This is a genomic window from Pseudomonas gingeri (genome assembly GCF_013386165.1).
GTDB lineage: Bacteria > Pseudomonadota > Gammaproteobacteria > Pseudomonadales > Pseudomonadaceae > Aquipseudomonas > Aquipseudomonas gingeri_C.
In genome coordinates, this window is sequence record NZ_JACAOS010000001.1 from 158,498 (window position 1) to 178,397 (window position 19,900).

The 19,900-nt window shown below is 58.5% G+C and carries 18 protein-coding genes and 1 pseudogene; 9 read left to right on the forward strand and 10 right to left on the reverse strand.

The window, feature by feature from the left end:
- Positions 1 to 89 precede the first annotated feature (89 nt).
- The 3 genes from HX866_RS00725 to cysN all read left to right on the forward strand — a co-directional run bounded on the left by HX866_RS00725 (position 90) and on the right by cysN (position 3,814).
- Positions 90 to 848 (forward strand): Nif3-like dinuclear metal center hexameric protein, encoded by a 759-nt coding sequence (locus tag HX866_RS00725; RefSeq protein ID WP_177126054.1) that lies wholly within the window; start codon positions 90 to 92, stop codon positions 846 to 848.
- Positions 849 to 984: 136 nt separating this feature from the next.
- Positions 985 to 1,902 carry a sulfate adenylyltransferase subunit CysD gene (gene cysD / locus HX866_RS00730; protein WP_177093191.1) on the forward strand — a complete coding sequence of 306 codons (918 nt, stop codon included), beginning with the start codon at positions 985 to 987 and terminating at the stop codon, positions 1,900 to 1,902.
- 13 nt (positions 1,903 to 1,915) lie between these two features.
- Positions 1,916 to 3,814, forward strand: a complete 1,899-nt coding sequence (gene cysN / locus HX866_RS00735) for a sulfate adenylyltransferase subunit CysN (RefSeq protein ID WP_177137734.1) — start codon at positions 1,916 to 1,918, stop codon at positions 3,812 to 3,814.
- 242 nt (positions 3,815 to 4,056) lie between these two features.
- On the opposite strand, the gene HX866_RS00740 is transcribed toward cysN, so the two are convergent.
- From HX866_RS00740 to HX866_RS00750, 3 genes and pseudogenes are all read right to left on the reverse strand, one after another.
- Positions 4,057 to 4,962 (reverse strand): acyltransferase, encoded by a 906-nt coding sequence (locus HX866_RS00740; RefSeq protein WP_177137735.1) that lies wholly within the window; start codon positions 4,960 to 4,962, stop codon positions 4,057 to 4,059.
- Between the two features lie 3 nt (positions 4,963 to 4,965).
- Positions 4,966 to 7,065, reverse strand: a complete 2,100-nt coding sequence (gene pta, locus HX866_RS00745; RefSeq protein WP_177137736.1) for a phosphate acetyltransferase — start codon at positions 7,063 to 7,065, stop codon at positions 4,966 to 4,968.
- A 57-nt stretch (positions 7,066 to 7,122) separates the two neighbouring features.
- Positions 7,123 to 7,463 (reverse strand): annotated as a pseudogene (locus HX866_RS00750) (DUF3565 domain-containing protein).
- On the opposite strand from HX866_RS00750, the gene HX866_RS00755 reads away from it, so the two are divergent.
- The 3 genes from HX866_RS00755 to HX866_RS00765 all read left to right on the forward strand — a co-directional run bounded on the left by HX866_RS00755 (position 7,432) and on the right by HX866_RS00765 (position 9,817).
- Positions 7,432 to 7,917, forward strand: coding sequence for an FKBP-type peptidyl-prolyl cis-trans isomerase (locus tag HX866_RS00755; RefSeq protein WP_177093187.1), 486 nt, complete (start codon positions 7,432 to 7,434; stop codon positions 7,915 to 7,917). The pseudogene HX866_RS00750 and the gene HX866_RS00755 overlap by 32 nt on opposite strands.
- Positions 7,918 to 8,054: 137 nt before the next feature.
- The gene (locus HX866_RS00760; RefSeq protein WP_177093186.1) at positions 8,055 to 8,537 is read left to right on the forward strand and encodes a glutathione peroxidase; all 483 of its coding nucleotides are present in this window, start codon (positions 8,055 to 8,057) and stop codon (positions 8,535 to 8,537) included.
- 176 nt (positions 8,538 to 8,713) lie between these two features.
- Positions 8,714 to 9,817: an NADH:flavin oxidoreductase gene (locus HX866_RS00765; RefSeq protein ID WP_177124625.1), complete on the forward strand. Its 1,104-nt coding sequence runs from the start codon at positions 8,714 to 8,716 to the stop codon at positions 9,815 to 9,817.
- Positions 9,818 to 9,822: 5 nt separating this feature from the next.
- On the opposite strand, the gene HX866_RS00770 is transcribed toward HX866_RS00765, so the two are convergent.
- Both HX866_RS00770 and cysZ read right to left on the reverse strand, forming a co-directional pair.
- Entirely contained in the window at positions 9,823 to 11,046 is a 1,224-nt protein-coding gene (locus tag HX866_RS00770) for a glycosyltransferase family 4 protein (RefSeq protein WP_177093184.1), read from the reverse strand.
- A 79-nt stretch (positions 11,047 to 11,125) separates the two neighbouring features.
- Positions 11,126 to 11,881 carry a sulfate transporter CysZ gene (cysZ, locus tag HX866_RS00775; RefSeq protein WP_177124626.1) on the reverse strand — a complete coding sequence of 252 codons (756 nt, stop codon included), beginning with the start codon at positions 11,879 to 11,881 and terminating at the stop codon, positions 11,126 to 11,128.
- Positions 11,882 to 12,182: 301 nt separating this feature from the next.
- Here cysZ and trxB point away from each other — a divergent pair, with 301 nt between their 5' ends.
- Positions 12,183 to 13,145 (forward strand): thioredoxin-disulfide reductase, encoded by a 963-nt coding sequence (gene trxB, locus HX866_RS00780; RefSeq protein WP_177093182.1) that lies wholly within the window; start codon positions 12,183 to 12,185, stop codon positions 13,143 to 13,145.
- A 53-nt stretch (positions 13,146 to 13,198) separates the two neighbouring features.
- Here the strand turns inward: trxB and HX866_RS00785 are convergent, their stop codons facing one another.
- Together HX866_RS00785 and HX866_RS00790 are read right to left on the reverse strand one after the other, a co-directional pair.
- Positions 13,199 to 14,449 carry a 2-aminoadipate transaminase gene (locus HX866_RS00785; RefSeq protein ID WP_177137737.1) on the reverse strand — a complete coding sequence of 417 codons (1,251 nt, stop codon included), beginning with the start codon at positions 14,447 to 14,449 and terminating at the stop codon, positions 13,199 to 13,201.
- A 122-nt stretch (positions 14,450 to 14,571) separates the two neighbouring features.
- On the reverse strand, positions 14,572 to 14,910 hold the full coding sequence (locus tag HX866_RS00790) for a HopJ type III effector protein (protein ID WP_177093180.1): 339 nt from the start codon (positions 14,908 to 14,910) through the stop codon (positions 14,572 to 14,574).
- 462 nt (positions 14,911 to 15,372) lie between these two features.
- Here HX866_RS00790 and HX866_RS00795 point away from each other — a divergent pair, with 462 nt between their 5' ends.
- Entirely contained in the window at positions 15,373 to 15,681 is a 309-nt protein-coding gene (locus HX866_RS00795; RefSeq protein WP_177137738.1) for a hypothetical protein, read from the forward strand.
- 62 nt (positions 15,682 to 15,743) lie between these two features.
- The gene (locus tag HX866_RS00800) at positions 15,744 to 16,805 is read left to right on the forward strand and encodes a DNA cytosine methyltransferase (protein ID WP_177137739.1); all 1,062 of its coding nucleotides are present in this window, start codon (positions 15,744 to 15,746) and stop codon (positions 16,803 to 16,805) included.
- Here HX866_RS00800 and HX866_RS00805 read toward each other — a convergent pair.
- Genes HX866_RS00805 through HX866_RS00815 form a run of 3 tightly spaced genes read right to left on the reverse strand, consistent with a single transcriptional unit; the run spans position 16,759 to position 19,862 of the window.
- Positions 16,759 to 17,190: a very short patch repair endonuclease gene (locus HX866_RS00805; RefSeq protein WP_177137740.1), complete on the reverse strand. Its 432-nt coding sequence runs from the start codon at positions 17,188 to 17,190 to the stop codon at positions 16,759 to 16,761. The two genes, HX866_RS00800 and HX866_RS00805, sit on opposite strands and share 47 nt — an antisense overlap.
- On the reverse strand, positions 17,180 to 19,264 hold the full coding sequence (locus HX866_RS00810) for a BbrUII/HgiDII family restriction enzyme (protein ID WP_177137741.1): 2,085 nt from the start codon (positions 19,262 to 19,264) through the stop codon (positions 17,180 to 17,182). The genes HX866_RS00805 and HX866_RS00810 overlap by 11 nt, the downstream gene beginning before the upstream one ends.
- Positions 19,203 to 19,862, reverse strand: coding sequence for a hypothetical protein (locus tag HX866_RS00815; protein ID WP_177137742.1), 660 nt, complete (start codon positions 19,860 to 19,862; stop codon positions 19,203 to 19,205). Before HX866_RS00815 ends, HX866_RS00810 begins: the two co-directional genes overlap by 62 nt.
- Between the last annotated feature and the right edge of the window lie 38 nt (positions 19,863 to 19,900).

Genomic DNA, 19,900 nt, shown 5'->3' on the forward strand with positions numbered 1-19,900 from the left:
GGAAGGTTGCAGGCCATGTCGGACGGCCCATAATGTGGCGCATTATACGAGGCCGCGGGCGCCTCTGAATGGGATATTCAGGAGTTTTTATGGCGGTTTCATTGAATACGTTGGTACAGGAAGCGGATCGCTTTCTGAACAGTGCACGGATTGCCGATTATTGCCCCAACGGCCTGCAGGTCGAGGGCCGGCCGCAGGTCATGCGCATCGTCAGCGGTGTGACCGCCAGCCAGGCGCTGCTGGACGCGGCCGTCGAGGCCGGGGCGGACCTGATTCTGGTGCATCACGGTTACTTCTGGAAGGGCGAGGACCCTTGCGTCACCGGCATGAAGCAGCGCCGGCTGAAGACCCTGCTCAAGCACGATATCAGTTTATTGGCCTATCACCTGCCGCTGGACCTGCATCCGGAGGTCGGTAACAACGTGCAACTGGCGCGGCAGTTGGAGATTACCGTGGAAGGCCCGCTGGATCCGGAAAATCCGAAGATTGTCGGATTGGTCGGTTCCTTGAACGAACCGATGACCGCCCGTGACTTTGCCCGCAAGGTCCAGGAAGTCCTGGGGCGCGAGCCGTTGCTGATCGAAGGCAATGACATGATTCGTCGGGTCGGCTGGTGTACCGGCGGTGGCCAGGGGTATATCGACCAGGCGGTATTGGCCGGCGTGGACCTGTACCTGAGTGGCGAGGCCTCCGAACAGACCTTCCACAGTGCCCGGGAGAACGGCATCAGCTTTATCGCCGCCGGTCATCACGCCACCGAGCGTTATGGCGTACAGGCATTGGGTGAATACCTGGCGCGACGTTTCGCGCTGGAGCATCTGTTTATCGATTGCCCGAATCCCATCTAGGCAGCCAAACGCGCCGGTATATTCTTATACCGTTTCGATCTAGTCGGGCTCCTCAATAGAATAGGGTGCTGTGCTAGCATGCCTCGCTCGAACACGGCCCGCTGGCCGTCCATAAGAACGCTTTTCGTGAGTAGCCATGGTCGACAAACTGACGCATCTGAAACAGCTGGAGGCGGAAAGCATCCATATCATCCGCGAGGTGGCCGCCGAGTTCGATAATCCGGTGATGTTGTACTCCATCGGTAAAGACTCCGCCGTGATGCTGCACCTGGCGCGCAAGGCGTTTTTCCCGGGCAAGCTGCCGTTTCCGGTGATGCATGTCGACACCCGCTGGAAATTCCAGGAGATGTACAGCTTCCGCGACAAGATGGTTGCCGAGCTGGGCCTGGACCTGATCACCCACGTGAACCCGGACGGCGTGGCCCAGGGTATCAACCCGTTCACCCACGGTAGCGCCAAGCACACCGACATCATGAAGACCGAGGGCCTCAAGCAGGCCCTGGACAAGCATGGCTTCGACGCAGCTTTCGGCGGCGCCCGGCGTGACGAAGAGAAGTCGCGGGCCAAGGAACGCGTCTACTCCTTCCGTGACAGCAAGCACCGCTGGGACCCGAAGAACCAGCGTCCGGAGTTGTGGAACGTCTACAACGGCAAGGTCAACAAGGGTGAGTCGATCCGTGTCTTCCCGCTGTCGAACTGGACCGAGCTGGACATCTGGCAATACATCTACCTCGAAGGCATCCCGATCGTGCCGTTGTACTTCGCCGCCGAACGCGACGTCATCGAGAAGAACGGCACCCTGATCATGATCGATGACGAGCGGATCCTCGAGCACCTGTCCGATGAGGACAAGGCGCGCATCGTCAAGAAGAAGGTGCGTTTCCGTACCCTTGGCTGCTACCCGTTGACGGGCGCGGTGGAGTCCGAGGCTGAAACCCTCACGGACATCATTCAGGAAATGCTCCTGACGCGTACTTCCGAGCGCCAGGGCCGGGTCATCGATCACGATGGCGCAGGCTCAATGGAAGATAAAAAACGTCAGGGCTATTTCTAAGTAGGGTCTAAGCATGTCGCATCAATCTGATTTGATCAGCGAGGACATCCTCGCCTACCTGGGCCAGCACGAGCGCAAGGAACTGCTGCGTTTCCTGACCTGCGGCAACGTCGACGACGGCAAGAGCACCCTGATCGGGCGCCTGCTGCACGACTCCAAGATGATCTACGAAGACCATCTGGAAGCCATCACCCGCGATTCGAAGAAAGTCGGCACCACCGGTGACGACATTGACCTGGCATTGCTGGTCGACGGCCTGCAGGCCGAGCGTGAGCAGGGCATCACCATCGATGTCGCCTATCGCTATTTCTCTACCGCCAAGCGCAAGTTCATCATCGCCGACACCCCCGGCCATGAGCAGTACACCCGCAACATGGCCACCGGTGCTTCCACCTGTGACCTGGCGATCATCCTGGTGGACGCTCGCTACGGCGTGCAGACTCAGACCCGTCGCCACAGCTTTATCGCCTCGTTGCTGGGGATCAAGCACATCGTCGTCGCCATCAACAAGATGGACCTCAAGGACTTCGACCAGGGCGTGTTCGAGTCGATCAAGGCCGACTACCTGAAGTTCGCCGAAGGCCTGAAGCTGAAGCCGACCAGCATGCATTTCGTGCCGATGTCGGCCCTGAAGGGCGACAACGTGGTGAACAAGAGCGAGCGTTCGCCCTGGTACACCGGCCAGTCGCTGATGGAAATCCTCGAGACCGTGGAAGTGGCGGGTGACCGCAACTTCACCGACCTGCGTTTCCCGGTGCAGTACGTCAACCGGCCGAACCTGAACTTCCGGGGTTTTGCCGGCACCCTGGCCAGCGGCATCGTGAAGAAAGGCGACGACGTGGTCGTGCTGCCGTCGGGCAAGAGCAGCCGGGTGAAGTCCATCGTCACCTTCGAGGGCGAGTTGGAAAGCGCCGGTCCCGGCCAGGCCGTGACCTTGACCATGGAAGACGAGATCGACATCTCCCGTGGTGACCTGTTGGTGCATGCCGACAACGTGCCGCCGGTGACTGACAGCTTCGAAGCCATGCTGGTGTGGATGGCCGAAGAGCCGATGCTGCCGGGCAAGAAATACGACATCAAGCGCGCTACCAGCTACATGCCGGGTTCGATTGCCAGCATCGTCAACAAGGTCGATGTGAACACCCTGGAAGAAGGTCCGGCCAGCGCCTTGCAGTTGAACGAGATCGGCAAGGTCAAGATCGCCCTGGATGCACCGATTGCCCTGGACGGTTACGAGAGCAACCGCACCACCGGCGCGTTCATCATCATCGACCGCCTGACCAATGGCACCGTCGGCGCCGGCATGATCGTCGCCCAGCCGCTGGCCCATGGCAGCGCCACCCATCACGGCAAGCTGGCCCATGTGGCTACCGAGGAACGCGCCCAGCGTTTCGGCCAGCAACCGGCGACGGTGCTGTTCACCGGTTTGTCGGGCGCGGGCAAGAGCACCTTGGCCTATGCCGTTGAGCGCAAGCTGTTCGACCTGGGTCGTGCGGTGTTCGTGCTGGACGGCCAGAACCTGCGTCATGACCTGAACAAGGGCTTGCCGCAGGACCGTGCCGGGCGTACCGAGAACTGGCGCCGTGCCGCCCACGTGGCGCGTCAGTTCAACGAGGCTGGCCTGCTGACATTGGCTGCGTTCGTTGCACCGGATGCCGAAGGCCGTGAACAGGCCAAGGCGCTGATCGGCAGCGAACGTATGTTGACGGTCTATGTCCAGGCTTCGCCGCAGGCTTGCCAGGAGCGTGATCCCCAAGGGCTGTACGCGGCCGGTGGCGATAACATTCCGGGCGAGTCGTTCCCGTACGACGTGCCGTTGAACGCCGATCTGGTGGTGGACACCCAGGCGTTGTCGTTGGAAGACAGTGTGAAGAAAGTCCTGGAACTGTTGCGTGAGCGTGGTGCGATATAGGTGAGAAGCAGCGGTAAGCTTCAAGCGCCAAGCTGCAAGTAAAAGCCCGCAGTCGAGTGATCGGCTGCGGGCTTTTTTGCGAGTGCCGGGATGCTAATTGTGGCGAGCGGGCTTGCCCGCGCTGGGACGCGAAGCGGCCCTAAAACCAGTGATCGCGGTATGTCAGGTAGAACACGGTGATCGGTTTTGCGACTGCTGCGCAGCCGAGCGCGGGCAAGCCCGCTCGCCACAAAGGGGGCACCTCAGCGCTTGACGGGATACTCGCGATGCATCTGCTCCAGCATCTCATCCTTGTCTTCCCACAACCGGTTGATCCAAGCCTGGAACTCCGCCCGGTACTCGACATCCTGGTCATAGTTGCGCCCGATGAATTGCGCCGGGATCTTCAACTCCGCGACCTTCACCACCACCTCGCGCACATTGCCGCACAATAAATCCCAATACCCCGGCTTGCCGCCCGGATAATGAATGGTCACGTCGACAATGGACTCCAACTGCTCGCCCATGGCATCCAGCACAAACGCGATGCCGCCGGCCTTGGGCTTCAACAGATAACGAAACGGTGATTGCTGCTGGGCATGCTTGCCCGCCGTGAACCGTGTCCCCTCGACAAAGTTGAAGATACCCACAGGGTTGTTGCGAAACTTCGCACAGGTGTTGCGGGTGGTTTCCAGGTCCTTGCCTTTCTTCTCCGGATGCTTCTCCAGGTAGGCCTTGGAATAACGTTTCATGAACGGAAAGCCCAGGGCCCACCAGGCCAGGCCAATCACTGGCACCCAGATCAGCTCCTGCTTGAGAAAGAACTTTAGTGGGCGGATCTTCCGGTTGAACAGGTACTGCAGGACCATGATGTCGACCCAGCTCTGGTGGTTGCTGGTGACCAGGTAAGAGTGCTGGTAATCCAGGCCCTCAAGGCCGCTGACCTGCCAGCGGGTCCGCCGCACCAGTTGCATCCAGGCCTTGTTGTTGCTGATCCAGGCCTCGTGGGTGTGGTTCATCAGCCAATGGCTCAGACGCTGGGCCAGGGCAAAGGGCAGGGCCTTGAGCAGGGCCACGCAGAACAGGAATGAACACAGCAGGATGGTGTTCAACGCCAGCAGCAGCGAGGCGATGACGCCACGCACGGGCGCCGGGAGAAAGTCGAGCATGGTCTAGATATCCACAGGTCGGTTGGCGGCTTGGATCGCGGTGAGGGCGATGGTGTAGACGATATCGTCCACCTGGGCGCCACGCGGCAGGTCGTTGACCGGTTTGCGCAGGCCTTGCAGCATCGGTCCCAGGCTGACGCAGTCGGCGCTGCGTTGCACCGCCTTGTGGGTCGTATTGCCGGTGTTCAGGTCGGGGAACACGAACACCGTGGCGCGTCCCGCCACCTGGCTGTTGGGCGCCAGTTGCCGGGCCACGGTTTCATTGGCCGCGGCGTCGTACTGCAACGGGCCGTCGATCAGCAAGGTGCGCTGGGACTCGTGGGCGAGCAGGGTGGCTTCGCGGACTTTCTCGACTTCCTCGCCGCTGGCCGATTCGCCGCTGGAGTAGCTGATCATCGCCACCCGTGGCGTGATACCGAACGACTGGGCCGAGTCGGCGCTTTGCAGGGCGATTTCCGCCAGTTCCGCCGCCGACGGATGGGGGTTCATCACGCAGTCGCCATAGACCAGCACCTGGTCCGGGAACAGCATGAAAAACACCGACGAGACCAGTGTGCAACCTGGCGCGGTCTTGATCAGTTGCAGGGCCGGGCGGATGGTGTTGGCGGTGGAGTGGATAACCCCGGAGACCAACCCATCGACTTCGTCCAGCGCCAGCATCATGGTGCCGATCACCACCGTGTCTTCCAGTTGCTGCTCGGCCATCGGCGTGTTCAGGCTTTTGCTTTTACGCAGGGCCACCATGGGTTCGGCGTAGCGCCCGCGAATCAGGTCCGGATCAAGAATCTCCAGCCCCGGCGGCAGTTCGAAACCATGGGCCCGAGCCACCGCTTCGACTTCCGCCGGCTTGGCCAGCAACACGCAGCGGGCAATGCCCCGGGCCTGGCAGATGGCGGCGGCCTGGACGGTGAGCGGCTCGCTGCCTTCGGGCAGGACGATACGCTTGTTGGCTTCCTGGGCCCGCTGGATCAACTGATAGCGGAACACCGCCGGCGTCAGGCGCATTTCCCGTGGGGTGCCGCAGCGCTGGTGCAGCCAGTGGGCGTCGAGGTGCCCGGCGACGAAGTCGGTGATGATCTCCGCGCGCTCGCGGTCATCGATGGGGATTTCCTTGTTCAGGCCGTTGAGCTGGTTGGCGGTGTCGTAGGAGCCGGTGCTCACCGACAGCACCGGCAGCCCCGCCGCCATGGCGCCGCGACAGAGTTCCATGATGCGCGGATCGGGCAGGGTGTCGCTGGTCAGCAACAGGCCGGCCAGGGGCACGCCGTTCATCGCGGCGATGCTCACGGCGAGAATGATGTCGTCGCGATCGCCGGGGGTCACCACCAGTACGCCGGGCTTGAGCAGGTCGATGGTGTTGCGCACCGTACGGGCACAGATGATGATCTTGTTCATCCGCCGCTGTTCGTAGTCCCCGGCGTTGAGCACCTGGGCCCCGAGCAGTTCGGCGACGTCGCGGGTTCGTGGCGCATTCAGGTCCGGCTGGAACGGAATGCAGCCCAGCAGGCGGAAGTCGCCACTGCGCAGCAGCGGTGAATGCTCCTTCAGGCGGGCGGAGAAGTCGGCCATGCTCTCGTCGGTACGGACCTTGTTGAGGATCACGCCGAGCACTTTCGGGTCCTTGGGGCCACCAAACAGCTGCGCCTGCAATTCCACCCGGCCGGAGAGCTCGCTGAGCACCTCGTGTTCCGCCGCCGAGACCAGGATCACCTCGGCATCCAGGCTCTTGGCCAGGTGCTGGTTGACCCGTGCCGCGTAGCTGGCGCTGCGGGTCGGCACCATGCCTTCGACCACCAGCACGTCCTTGCCGACGGCAGCCTGCTGGTACAGGGTGATGATTTCTTCCAGTAGCTCATCGAGCTGGCCGTCGCCGAGCATCCGCTCGACATGGGCCAGGCCCAGGGGCTGTGGCGGTTTCAGGCCATGGGTGCGGGCCACCAGTTCGGTGGAGCGCTCCGGGCCCAGGTCGCCGGGATGGGGCTGGGCGATGGGTTTGAAAAAGCCGACTTTCAGGCCGGCGCGTTCCAATGTACGAACCAGCCCGAGGCTGATCGAGGTCAGACCCACACCAAAATCGGTGGGCGCGATAAAAAAAGTTTGCATGCGTATTCTCTTGAGGAAGCGCAAGTGCGACGGCCTATGTTTGGCTGTCTGCGAAATTCAGTCGCCAAGGTTATCGTTAACCGAGCCCTGAGCGCACCAACCACATTCAAAGGCCTGGGCGATTTTTTCCGCGCGTTGCAGCGGATCCAGCACCCAGGCGCGCGACTGCCAGGGCGGTTGATGGCGCAGGTGCTGGGTATGGCCGCAGGAAAGCTCGGCGACCCAGTGCCCGTCCTCATCCTGATGAAAACCGATAAGGGTTACAGGCATGCTCTTGGCCCGTCTGTCCGGGTTCAGTTCGCTTTCGGACGAATCCTTGTTTAGACTTGTCCGCTCTTTATTCCTATGCAAAAGGTCTCGCTCATAATGACGATCGCTGCCAACAAGGCTGTCTCCATCGACTATACCCTTACCAACGATGCTGGTGAGGTCATCGACAGCTCTGCCGGCGGCGCTCCGCTGGTTTACCTGCACGGTGCCGGCAACATTATCCCAGGTCTGGAAAAGGCCCTGGAAGGCAAGAACGTCGGCGACGAGCTGGACGTGGCTGTTGAGCCGGAAGACGCCTACGGCGAATACTCCGCTGAACTGGTCAGCACCCTGAGCCGCAGCATGTTCGAAGGTGTCGACGAGCTGGAAGTCGGCATGCAGTTCCACGCTTCGGCGCCGGACGGCCAGATGCAGATCGTTACCATCCGCGATCTGGACGGCGACGATGTCACCGTTGACGGCAACCACCCGTTGGCTGGCCAGCGTCTGCACTTCAAGGTCAAGATCATCGAAATCCGTGATGCCAGCCAGGAAGAAGTGGCCCATGGTCACGTCCATGGCGAAGGCGGCCATCACCACTGATTTCTGCTGCTAAGCTCTGGTAGTTGGAAGGCGCCCACGGGCGCCTTTTTTAGTCAGCTGCGGTTTTTAACTGGAAACCGGTCAGGCTGTCAGGCAACAATGTTCGCGTATGAGTCCGGGAAAAACGGGAGTTCGTCATGAGTGCTTTTCACGATCTGACACTAAAAGCGCTGGACGGTCAGGAACTGCCGCTGGCGCCTTTCAAAGGGCATGTAGTGCTGGTGGTCAACGTAGCTTCCAAGTGCGGCTTGACGCCCCAGTATGCCGCCCTTGAGAACCTCTATCAGCAATACAAGGACCAGGGCTTCAGTGTGCTGGGCCTGCCGTGCAACCAGTTTGCCGGGCAGGAGCCGGACTCCGAAGCGGAGATCCAGGCGTTCTGCAGCCTGAATTACGGGGTGAGCTTTCCCTTGAGCAGCAAGCTGGAGGTCAACGGTCATGACCGTCACCAGCTGTACCGGCTGCTGGCGGGCGAGGGCGCGGAGTTCCCTGGGGATATCACCTGGAATTTCGAGAAGTTCCTGATGGGCAAGGACGGCCGTGTACTGGCGCGGTTCTCGCCGCGTACCGCACCGGATGATCCGGCGGTGATCCATGCGATCGAGAAAGCCCTGGCTTGAGGCTGTCCTGATTCAGGATGGCTGCTCCTGCTTCCTGTAGGAGCAGCCGGTCGACGCTCATCGCGAGCAAGCTCGCTCCTACCCCTGTCATCACTCGGATCAATAGTACTGGGCGGCGCCTTTGTGACGGAATATTATCCTGATCATAAATTTCCCTTGCGCCGTGGAGTGCTCCCATGCCCGTTAAAGCTCTGTTCCGACCTTTCCATCTTGGCGCGCTGGAGTTGCCGACCCGTGTGGTCATGGCGCCGATGACCCGTTCGTTTTCCCCGGGCGGCGTGCCCAATTCGAAAGTCATCGAGTACTACCGCAAGCGCGCGGCGGCCGGTGTCGGCCTGATCGTCACCGAAGGCACCACCGTCGGTCACCAGGCGTCCAACGGTTATCCGAACGTGCCGCACTTCTACGGTGAAGCGGCCCTGGCCGGTTGGAAAAAGGTCGTTGATGCGGTGCACGCCGAAGGTGGCAAAATCGTTCCGCAACTCTGGCACGTGGGTAACGTACGGCGCCTGGGCACCGAGCCGGATGCCAGCGTGCCGGGTTATGGTCCGAGCGAGAAGCTCAAGGACGGTCAGGTCGTGGTGCACGGCATGACGAAACAGGACATCGACGAGGTGGTCGCGGCATTCGCCCAGGCGGCCCGTGATGCCCAGAGCATCGGCATGGACGGTGTCGAAATCCATGGCGCCCACGGTTACCTGATCGACCAGTTCTTCTGGGAAGGCACCAACCTGCGTACTGATGAGTACGGTGGCAGCCTGGCCAACCGTTCGCGTTTTGCCATCGAACTGATCCAGGCCGTGCGTGCGGCGGTCGGGCCGGACTTCCCGATCATCTTCCGTTTCTCCCAATGGAAGCAGCAGGATTACAGCGCCCGCCTGGTGCAGACGCCAGAGGCCCTGGGTGAGTTCCTCAAGCCGTTGGCCGACGCCGGTGTGGATATTTTCCACTGCTCCACGCGGCGTTTCTGGGAGCCTGAGTTTGAAGGTTCCGAGCTGAACCTGGCGGGCTGGACCCGCAAGCTGACCGGCAAGCCGACCATTACCGTGGGCAGCGTCGGCCTGGACGGCGAGTTCCTGCAGTTCATGGTCAACACCGACAAGGTGGCCCAGCCGGCGAGCCTGGAAAACCTGCTGGAGCGCCTGGGCAATGACGAGTTCGACCTGGTTGCCGTGGGCCGTGCCCTGCTGGTGGACCCGGATTGGGCGGTGAAGGTGCGTGACGGCCGCGAGCAGGACATCCTGCCGTTCAGCCGTGAGGCGTTGATGAGTTTGGTTTAACCCGCCTACAGGTTTCGCGGGGTTTTCAGGATGCCGTTTGTCGCAATGGCATCCACAGGCAGGGCCGGGACGCGTTGCGCGATAGGCGGCGCGTCACAAGCCCCGCGCAACTGCTTCTCGAACTGCTCGACAATCGCCCCCCAGCCTTGCCGGCTGGCATGCTGGCGGGCGTTGAGGCGAACATTGCGCAAGGTCTCCCGGCCTTCCAGCAACCAGCAGGCGGCATCGCAGAACGCATCCTCGTCACCCGGCATGGCCAGCACGCCGTTGTAACCATGGCGGATATGCTGGGCAGCAGCAGCCTCATCGTAAGCCACCACGCCCAACCCTGATGCCAGCGCTTCGAGCACCACGTTGCCGAAGGTTTCGGTCAGGCTGGGGAACAAAAACAGATCCGCCGACGCATAGTGGCAGGCCAGGGCCTCGCCCCGTTGCGTGCCGCAGAAAATCGCCTCGGGGAGTTCCTTTTCCAACGTGCCGCGTTGCGGGCCATCGCCGACCACGATCAACTTCATCTGCCGCTGTGGATAACTTTCCCGCAGACGCTCGAAGCTGCGTTTGAGCAAACCGAGGTTTTTCTCGGTTGCCAGTCGCCCGACATACAGCAGCGCGATATCGCCCTCCGCCAGCCCCCAACCATCGCGCAGGGCGCTCAAACGCTTGGCGGGATGGAACAGCAGGCTGTCAACGCCGCGGGAGAGCAGTTCCAGGCGCTCGAAATGCCGTCGCTCCAACTCCATGCGCTGGCTGACGCTGGGGACCAGGGTCAACTTGGAGCGGTTATGGAACCAGCGTAGGTAGTGGGTCAGTACCCGTGTCAGCAAGCCCATGCCGTATTGATGGGAATACTGCTGGAAGTTGGTGTGAAAACCGCTGACCACCGAAATCCCCAAGCGCCGGGCCGCGCGCAGGGCCGACAAGCCGAGGGGGCCTTCGGTGGCGATATACAGCACGTCCGGCCGCTGGCGTTTCCAGCGCCGCAGCAACTTGTGCATCGACGACTGCCCCCACTGCAGGCCGGGGTAACCGGGCAGCGGCCAGCCACGGCAAAGCAGCAGTTCGGTATCGCTGGGGCGGGATTGGTCACAGCTCTGGCGCGGGCGTACCAGTTCGATCTGATGCCCGCGGGCGCGCAATCCGTCGCACAATCGGCCAAGGGTATTGGCCACGCCATTGATTTCCGGTGGGAAGGTTTCGGTGATCAGGGTGATATGCAGAGCTGTCGTCATGTTTACAGTGTCGCCCCGGGCGGTTGCGACACTGTGGCTGTTTGATGATGGATTTATGACGAGGCAGCGTTGTACCGCCTCAGCGCTTCTCGCCGGCCACGGCTTCTTCGCCGCGCTCCCGCACCCAGAACAAGGTCGCCCCAGCCACCGCCGCCGGCATCATCAGCAGGTTGACCACCGGCACCAGCAGCACCAGGTAGACCACCCCGCCAAAGCTCATGCACTGCCAGCGTTTCTGCCGCAGCCAGGCGAGCATGCCGTTCCAGCTCAGCTTGTGGTTGTCCGCCGGGTAGTCGATGTACTGGATCGCCATCATCCAGACCCCGAACAGCAGCCACAGCGGCGCGGCGATGATGTTCACCACCGGGATGAACGACAGGATAAACAAGCCGATGGCCCGCGGCAGGAAGTAACCCAGCTTGCGCATTTCCCGCGCCAGGGTGCGGGGGATCATCGCCAGCAGTTCAGCCCAGCTGAAGGCCGGGAAATTGTCGGTGCCGCGCACCACCACTTCGACCTTCTCTGCGAGAAAACCGTTGAAGGGTGCGGCTATCACGTTGGCGATCAGGGTGAAGGTGAAAAACACCATCAACAGCACCAGCACCACGAACAGCGGCCAGAGGATGTAGTTGAGGAAACCCAGCCAGCTCGGCAGGGTCGGCATCAGGGCGTCGACCCAGACACTGAATTGATGACCGGCCAGATAGATCAAACCGACAAACAGCACCAGGTTGATCGCCAGCGGCATCAGGACGAACAGGCGCAGGCCCGGGCTCAGGACCAGCTTCAGGCCCTCGCGCAGATATTGCGGGCCGGACAGGACGGGTGCGGGCATAACGTGCTCCGAAAGAGGGAAAACGCGCCGACCTTACCGACTTTGCCGGGGCGGTGAAAGGTTCGACATTTGCGGTAACAAAGGCGTCCTGAGAACACCGTTCAGGATAGAGACCTGCTATGAGCTGGATTGTTATTGCGTATTTCCTTAATCTTCGTCTCCTCGATACGCTGCACCTCATTATTTTTCAGGACTGTGTGCTACAAGCCTTCCCCAAGTGCTTTCGCAGTCCTTTTTTTATTCCAGCCGGTCCGCCGGCGTTCCGCACCGGTAGTTGACGGGCGGTCGATAGGAGTGAGTCATGTCTGAAGTACGCCATTCGCGAGTGATTATTCTCGGTTCCGGCCCTGCCGGTTACAGCGCCGCGGTCTATGCCGCCCGCGCCAACCTCAAGCCGCTGCTGATCACCGGCATGCAGGCCGGCGGCCAGTTGACCACCACCACCGAAGTCGACAACTGGCCCGGTGACGTGCACGGTCTGACCGGCCCGGCACTGATGGACCGGATGAAAGAGCACGCCGAGCGCTTCGAGACCGAAATCGTCTTCGACCACATCAACGCCGTGGACCTGGCGAAGAAGCCGTACACCCTGGTGGGCGACAGCGGCACCTTCACCTGTGACGCACTGATCATCGCCACCGGCGCCAGCGCCCGTTACCTGGGCCTGCCGTCGGAAGAGACCTTCATGGGCAAGGGCGTTTCCGCTTGCGCCACCTGCGACGGTTTCTTCTACCGCAACAAGCCGGTTGCCGTGGTCGGTGGTGGCAACACCGCCGTGGAAGAGGCGCTGTACCTGGCCAACATCGCCAGCACCGTGACCCTGGTTCACCGTCGTGAAACCTTCCGTGCCGAGAAGATCCTGATCGACAAGCTGCACGCCCGTGTGGCCGAAGGCAAGATCATCCTCAAGCTGAATGCCACCCTGGACGAAGTGCTGGGCGACAACATGGGCGTGACCGGTGCTCGTCTGAAGAACAACGATGGCAGCTTCGACGAACTGACCGTCGATGGCGTGTTCATCGCCATCGGCCACACCCCGAACACCTCGTTGTTCGAAGGCCAGCTGGCGTTGAAAGACGGCTACCTGGTGGTGCAGGGCGGCCGTGAAGGCAACGCCACCGCGACCAGCGTGGAAGGTGTGTTTGCCGCCGGTGACGTGGCTGACCACGTTTACCGTCAGGCCATCACCTCGGCCGGTGCCGGTTGCATGGCGGCCCTGGACACCGAGCGCTACCTCGACGACCTGCAGAACGCTTCGTTCTGATTGCGTCGCCATAAAAAAACCGGCCGCGGCCGGTTTTTTTATGCCCGCGGGTTTCAGGCCAGCTTGGCCAGGCAGGCCTCAAGGATATCCAGCCCTTCCTCCAGCACCGCTGCTTCGGTGGTCAAGGGCGCCAGCAGGCGAATGATGTGCCGCGACTTGCCGCTGGGCATCAGCAGCAAGCCGGCCTCGCGGGCCAGGGCGAGCAATTGCGTCAACTGCGCCGACGCAGGTTTGCCGTCGGTATTGATCAACTCGATACCACGCATGGCGCCGATACCGGTCAAGCGTCCCAGATAGGGCGACAGCTTGCTGGCTTGCCAGGCTTGGTAACGGCTGACCAGCGCTTCTTCCTGTTGCGCACCCCAGGCGTGCAAGTTCGCGTCAGTCATTTCGTCGAGGGTTGCCAGTGCCGCGGCGCAGGCAAGCGGGTTACCTGAATAGGTGCCGCCCAGCCCGCCCTTGGGCAAGGTGTCGAGCAGCGACTTGCGTCCGACCACCGCCCCCAGTGGTACACCGCCGGCAATGCTTTTACCGAGCAGGATCAGGTCCGGTTCGATCCCCAGTCGCGAGAACGCAAAACGCTGGCCGGTGCGTCCGAAGCCGGACTGGATTTCATCGGCGATCAGCAGGATGTTTTTCTCATCGCAGAAGCGTCGCAAGGTCTGGGCGAACTCCACGTCCAGCGCCAGGAAGCCGGCTTCGCCCTGCACCGGTTCGAGAATGAAACAGGCAATGTCCTCGACGTCGATCTCGACACTGAACAACCGTTCCATGGCTTTCAGCGCCTCGGCGCAGGTCACGCCGTTGTCCGCGCTGGGGAAGGGCAGGTGATACACCGGCCCCGGCAGCACGCCGACTTTCTGTTTGTAGGGGGCGACTTTGCCGTTGAGGTTGAGGGTGGCCAGGGTGCGGCCGTGGAAGGCGCCGTCAAAGGCGATGACGGCCGTGCGGCCGGTGGCGCCACGGACGATTTTCAGGGCGTTTTCCGCGGCCTCCGCGCCGCTGTTGGTGAGCATGCCGCTGACCGGGTAAGTCACCGGAATAAACGCCGTCAGGCGATCCATCAGTTCGAGGTAGGGCGCATGGGGGGCGGCGTTGAACGCGTAGTGGGTCAGCCGGGTGGCTTGTTCACGAATGGCCTCGACGATGCGCGGGTGGCAATGGCCGAGGTTGAGCACGCCGATGCCGCCGACAAAATCGATATAGCGTTTGCCGGCGGTGTCCCAGACCTCGGCGTTTTTGCCGTGGCTGAGGCTGATCGGGTGAACGATGGAAATCGACTGACTGATGGTTTCGCTGCTCATGGATGCCTGACTCGAAGAAGGAAGACTTCTTTTTATCTAAGCCGTGAGCAGCGGTCCCCGGCAAACGAAATAAAGTCGCCGGGTCAATCTTAAAAATCGCGATGTGCGTGCCGGGCCCCGAATCAGCGCCGGGTCAGCGGTGCCTGGGTGAAGGTCACACCGGCCAGGCCGTGTTCGATCAACGCGCGGATATTGCCGTGATCGCTGCCTTCCGGGGTCGCCAGTACCGAACGGTAATGCTCGCCGAAGGCCAGCAACGCTTCCTGATCGCTCAAGCCTTCCAGCAGCGCCAGGCCGAGGGTCTTGCACGAGCCTTCGTTCTGCCCGGCGGCGTTTTCCACGCCACCGTTGTTGAAGGCTTGCGGCTGATAGTCGTAACCGGCGGCAACGAAGGCCAGGGTCTCGGCGAAAACATGTTCGCCGCTGTTGAGGCTGGCGCGCAGGGTGTTCAAATCACTCATCATTTCTGGATCCTTCTTAACTGTTACATGTGATATTCACACGCGTATTCAGGGACTTACATATAGTAACTTTTTTTGCTTTTTCTGAAGTCATTTCGAACCAGTGCAAGCTGGGTAATTGCACGGACTTGGCCACCCATTGCATTTGAACTGACCAGGCGTTTGCGTTGGACTTGAACAGGATGCATGGTAGCCATGATCTGCCGAAACCGGATTGTCACGAAGGGCCGCAGCCGAAAGCGGACGCTTTAGGTGCCCCCAATCCGTGTTTACGTTTTTCCTGTTCCCTGTATCAGGGTTGGCTAGTGAAGTGACGAGAATGAGCCTGCCCCTACATAGTCGCGAAATTGACGAAGCTCAGCGACTTTCACGGTACGGCCGTCCTATAGTCCGCCGTGGAGGTTGACGCCGCAGCGGTCGTGCTCGATCATCACGCACTAACGAATCACAAGGAGGAACACCATGTTCTGGATCGAACGATGCGCCGATGGCAGTTATCTACACCAAGGCGTCGAATACCCTCTACCAGCGGAAGCCATTGAGCAGCTCGACGCTTATGAGATCGACAACTCGGGAAATGAAGGGGCTAGGATCGTTTACCCATTCGAGTTGGAAACCAAACACGGATGGTTCAAGTGGGATTTCGTCATCATCGAATACGTTGAGCAAGACGCCGCCAGCTTCGTCGGCTTCGAAATCACCGACTTCCCTGCAGGGGTTCGACTCAAAGACGAGCTGGAGCTTCGCCTGCAAGACGGTTGGCCTGACTGAAGCACTCGACATGACGTCAGCGATGAGTAAAATGCGCCACGCTCGAAAGAAGATATCTCCCCATGATCGATGCAGTTGACCTTTTCTGTGGTGCTGGCGGACTGACCGCCGGCATGCTCAATGCCGGAATTGCAGTGCGGGCGGGCTACGACATCGAAGCCCAATGCGAATACGCCTATCACGAAAATAACCGTGCGGCTTTCGTCGCTTGCGACGTAAAGGACGTGACCGCCGAGCAGCTTCTCGGCTGGTACCGCCCCGAACGCTACCGCCTCCTCGCAGGTTGCGCTCCCTGCCAACCCTTCTCTACGTATAACCAAGGTAGGGATACCCGTACCGATCGTAAATGGCCGCTGCTGTACCATTTCGCGCGCCTAATAGAGGAAACCGAACCTCACCTCGTGACGATGGAAAACGTTCCCGACGTAACCAAGCACCAGGTCTACCGCGACTTCGTCAAAAGCATCGAAAATAAGGGCTACAAGATTTGGGACGGGCGTGTTTCATGCGTCGATTACGGCCTGCCTCAAAAGCGCCGCAGGCACGTGCTTTTGGCATCGAAATTGGGCCTGCCCATCAGCATCATTCCACCAACCCACAAAGATACTCACGTATCGGTGGAGAGCGTGATAAGGCACTTGCCACGTATCGCAGCAGGTCAGTGCGACCCGAATGACCCACTTCATCGAGCAGCGACCCTATCTCTGCTTAACTTCCGGCGAATAACCCATTCGATACCTGGTGGCACCTGGCGAGACTGGCCGAAGGAACTGGTCGCCGAATGTCATCGCAAGGAGAGTGGGAAGACTTACGCCAGCGTTTATGGACGCATGCGAGCGGATGAGCCGGGCCCTACCATGACCACTCTCTGCTTCGGTTTTGGCAATGGCCGCTTTGGCCATCCCATCCAGAACCGTGCGATATCCCTTCGCGAGGCAGCGATCCTGCAATCCTTTCCAGACGACTATGTCTTTATGGAGCCCGAAAACATCACCTTCAAGGCAGTGGGCCGCATGATCGGCAACGCGGTGCCCGTCCGTTTAGGTGAAGTTATCGGCGAAAGCCTGATGAATCATGTCAGGGAGTACGAGGCGCAGCAGGCGGGAGGCCGAATTCGCGCCTGAGCCGAACGTCCAAAGCTACTAAGTCCTTCGTTTCACATTCCCACACGATCAGCACACGCCAGCCCAGCTCCTGCAGTTGGGCTTCCTTTCGAGCATCTCGCGCTACGTTTCCTTCGAACTTCGGAGTCCAGAACTCCGGGCGAGTCTTGGGCGTCGTAGCGTATTTACAACCAGGATGGCGATGCCAAAAACAACCATGCACGAAAACTACGGCGTGATGCTTCGCTAGAACAATATCTGGCGAACCTGGGAGCGACTTGGCGTGAAGCCTGAAGCGAAGCCCGAGCGCGTGCATCGCCTTGCGAACGAGCACCTCGGGCTTTGTATGAGCACGTCGTACGGCGCGCATGATGCCACTTTGCTTGAACGGCCCCTCAGAGGCCATCGACAATGCCCTTTATTCGGCCAGCATGGTGAGAGGCGGCAATGTAGTCCTCATAGATACGAGTAGCCTGGTTAACGAGATCACTGTATGTGCGAATACTGCCATTCATTATTTTCATTCGAGAGTCGTATTCCTCTGCCAGGAAATTCGAATACACCGGCTGTTTCTCAACGATGAAAACAATATCGATCATAGGAGGGCCGCCGGGAAATGGACTGGATGCGGGATTCTCATGAAAATACTGCTTGAGCGCACGCGAGTACTTAGTACCTTGCTCAATCAGAGCATCCATACCAACTGTGAGGCCTGGCTTTTTTAATTCCAGAACGATGAATCTATTAGCAGTGCTCGTATATGCAATATCTAACCTTGCACCTGCCTCAGCCTCCGGACAAATCCTTTTCAGATAGTTGGTAAGCGTCATTTCATATTCTGTTGGTTTCTCTTTGTACCCCCATGAAGGGTCAACCAACCATAGATGCTTATATATATGATCTTGGACTACGCGCTCTTTGACCTGTTGCTCCTTATGCTGATCAAGCTTCCTGATAACACTCAACCTTTGTTCGATCACCTCCATCTGCATAGCGGCTTCGATATCCTCAACGGTAACCATAACCTCCCGAAAACCGCTAATATTTTTTTCGATGTCTATCGACTCAATTGCTTCGATATTATCTTGAACCTTCAATTTCTCGAACGCTAATATCTGCGCTTTCAAAATTTCACGCTTTTGGCTTTTCTGCTCAGCAGCAGTACCATTGAAACGCATGGTGTATATTTTATTGATCAGCTGCTTGGCTTTTTTCTTAAAATTCGGCTTAAGACTTTCTATCCACTCTTCCAGCTTAGGGAACTCATCTACCAACTCTGCAGAGCCTAATTCTCTGCGCCATTCATCCCAATCGGAAGCGATATTCTTGAGCCTAGTTCTTATGTATCCCATAAACTCTTGGAAGCGGGGATCATTTTCCTGTACCCCCTGGCGACTACTTACGGCTATATCCCTCTGGCCGTTAGCATCCAGAACGTCATATTGAAGCTCGCCAACAAGGTAACTATTGAAAACCTTAGAGTCATCAATTCGTTTCTGAATATCTTCTTCAAAGATACGCCCATTGGCCAATAAGGTAATGGCATTATTATTATCGTCATCCTTCTTCAACTGTTCGGGCACAACAACGCTGCCTATGAAGCCATTGACTACGGCCCCAGCTACAGTAACCCCATCAAAATGATGATGTTTCACATGATTGGCACAAAGCGCTAGAGTTGAAGCCTCCGCGTTCCCGAAAGTCCATACAAACTGGATGTCAGGATAGAACCCTCTGTCGGCGAGAGTGATGGGCGTACCGTTGACATGAATTTTGAAGTCGTGTGACTCACCGATCACACTGAAACGCCGGGCTATCCGCCTACGAAGAAAGGACTCGGTGGCGGAGGTCAGATTCTTGTTGAGCGCTTCAAGCTTGATGACGGTGCCCGAACTTTGTATTTCAATTTCATGTGGCGCGACCTTCGGCTCAGGAAAATACTCTCCGTTTCGCTCGATGGTAGTGGCTAGCTCATCAACCAAAACTTTGAACCCATGCTGCGTGTGGCCAGCCATTCGGCTGTAAAGGGTTACATCGTTTGCCAATGAAAACATGGCTAACTTACCAATCCCTTTACGCCCCATACACTGTCGGCCTTTCGGGGTGATGCTTTCCCCATTATTGCGGCGCGCATATCCCACTGTAAGAAACTTATCTTGAAGAGCACCATAATCCATTCCATGACCGTCATCGGTGATGGTAATCTCACCATTACCTAATTCTATGAAAACATTTTCGGCATCTGCGTCCCAAGCATTCGCAACTATCTCGGTCAAAACCGCTGGAGTGTTGCTGTACAGGCCGATTCCCAAGTGATTGAGAACGTTTGAGTCGATTTTGATTTTTAGGGGGGAAAGAGTGGACATGTTCATCCTTGAAAGTGTTGGTTGTTTTAGTTGACGATCAAAGCTATAAAGTTTAATGCTGCTCAACGTTACTTTGCTGTGCGGCAGATTTGACAAAAAAAGTAAGCGCAGCATCGTATGCTGGTCTTTTTTCTACAAAGGTGTCCTGAGTAAACTCCTCAAAAACATAGTGCATCCAAATTGCTGTGCTAAACATTTTAGTCTCAGTCGATAAGTATTTTTTATAAAATATTTTTTCCAATTCCCTCAACCTACCTAGCACCTCAGCTTCTTTGTTGATATTGCATTCAGCACTGAACTGCTCATTTTTAATTTTAGATTCTTCACCCTGATCAGACGACCAGCTTTTAGAGCACGACTCAACACCTTTTTGCAGCGCAACGAGCACCAAGAACGCTTTTCTCTGACCTGGTGAGAGAACGGAGTAAGCGTTTTCATAATCAGCGATGAGTTCTGGAAAAACGAAACTGGGCACACTATAAGACTCTACAGAGTGTTCCCCTTGCGATATAAAAAGACGTCGATTTTTCATGGTGCTGTCCAGCATATTCAACTGCCAAACTAGGGAGATTTTAATGTCCGCACACTTGAGCAATAATTTTTTCTTAGTCAGATATTGCTGAGTTCTGTGTTTTACGAACTCGACCAAAGGAAGAAAAAGCAGGCCAATTAACGCGCCGATTAATACATATAAAGCTTGCCCGTTGCTCATTTTAGTTCTCCTTAACTAACGAATTAAACATCCATTAG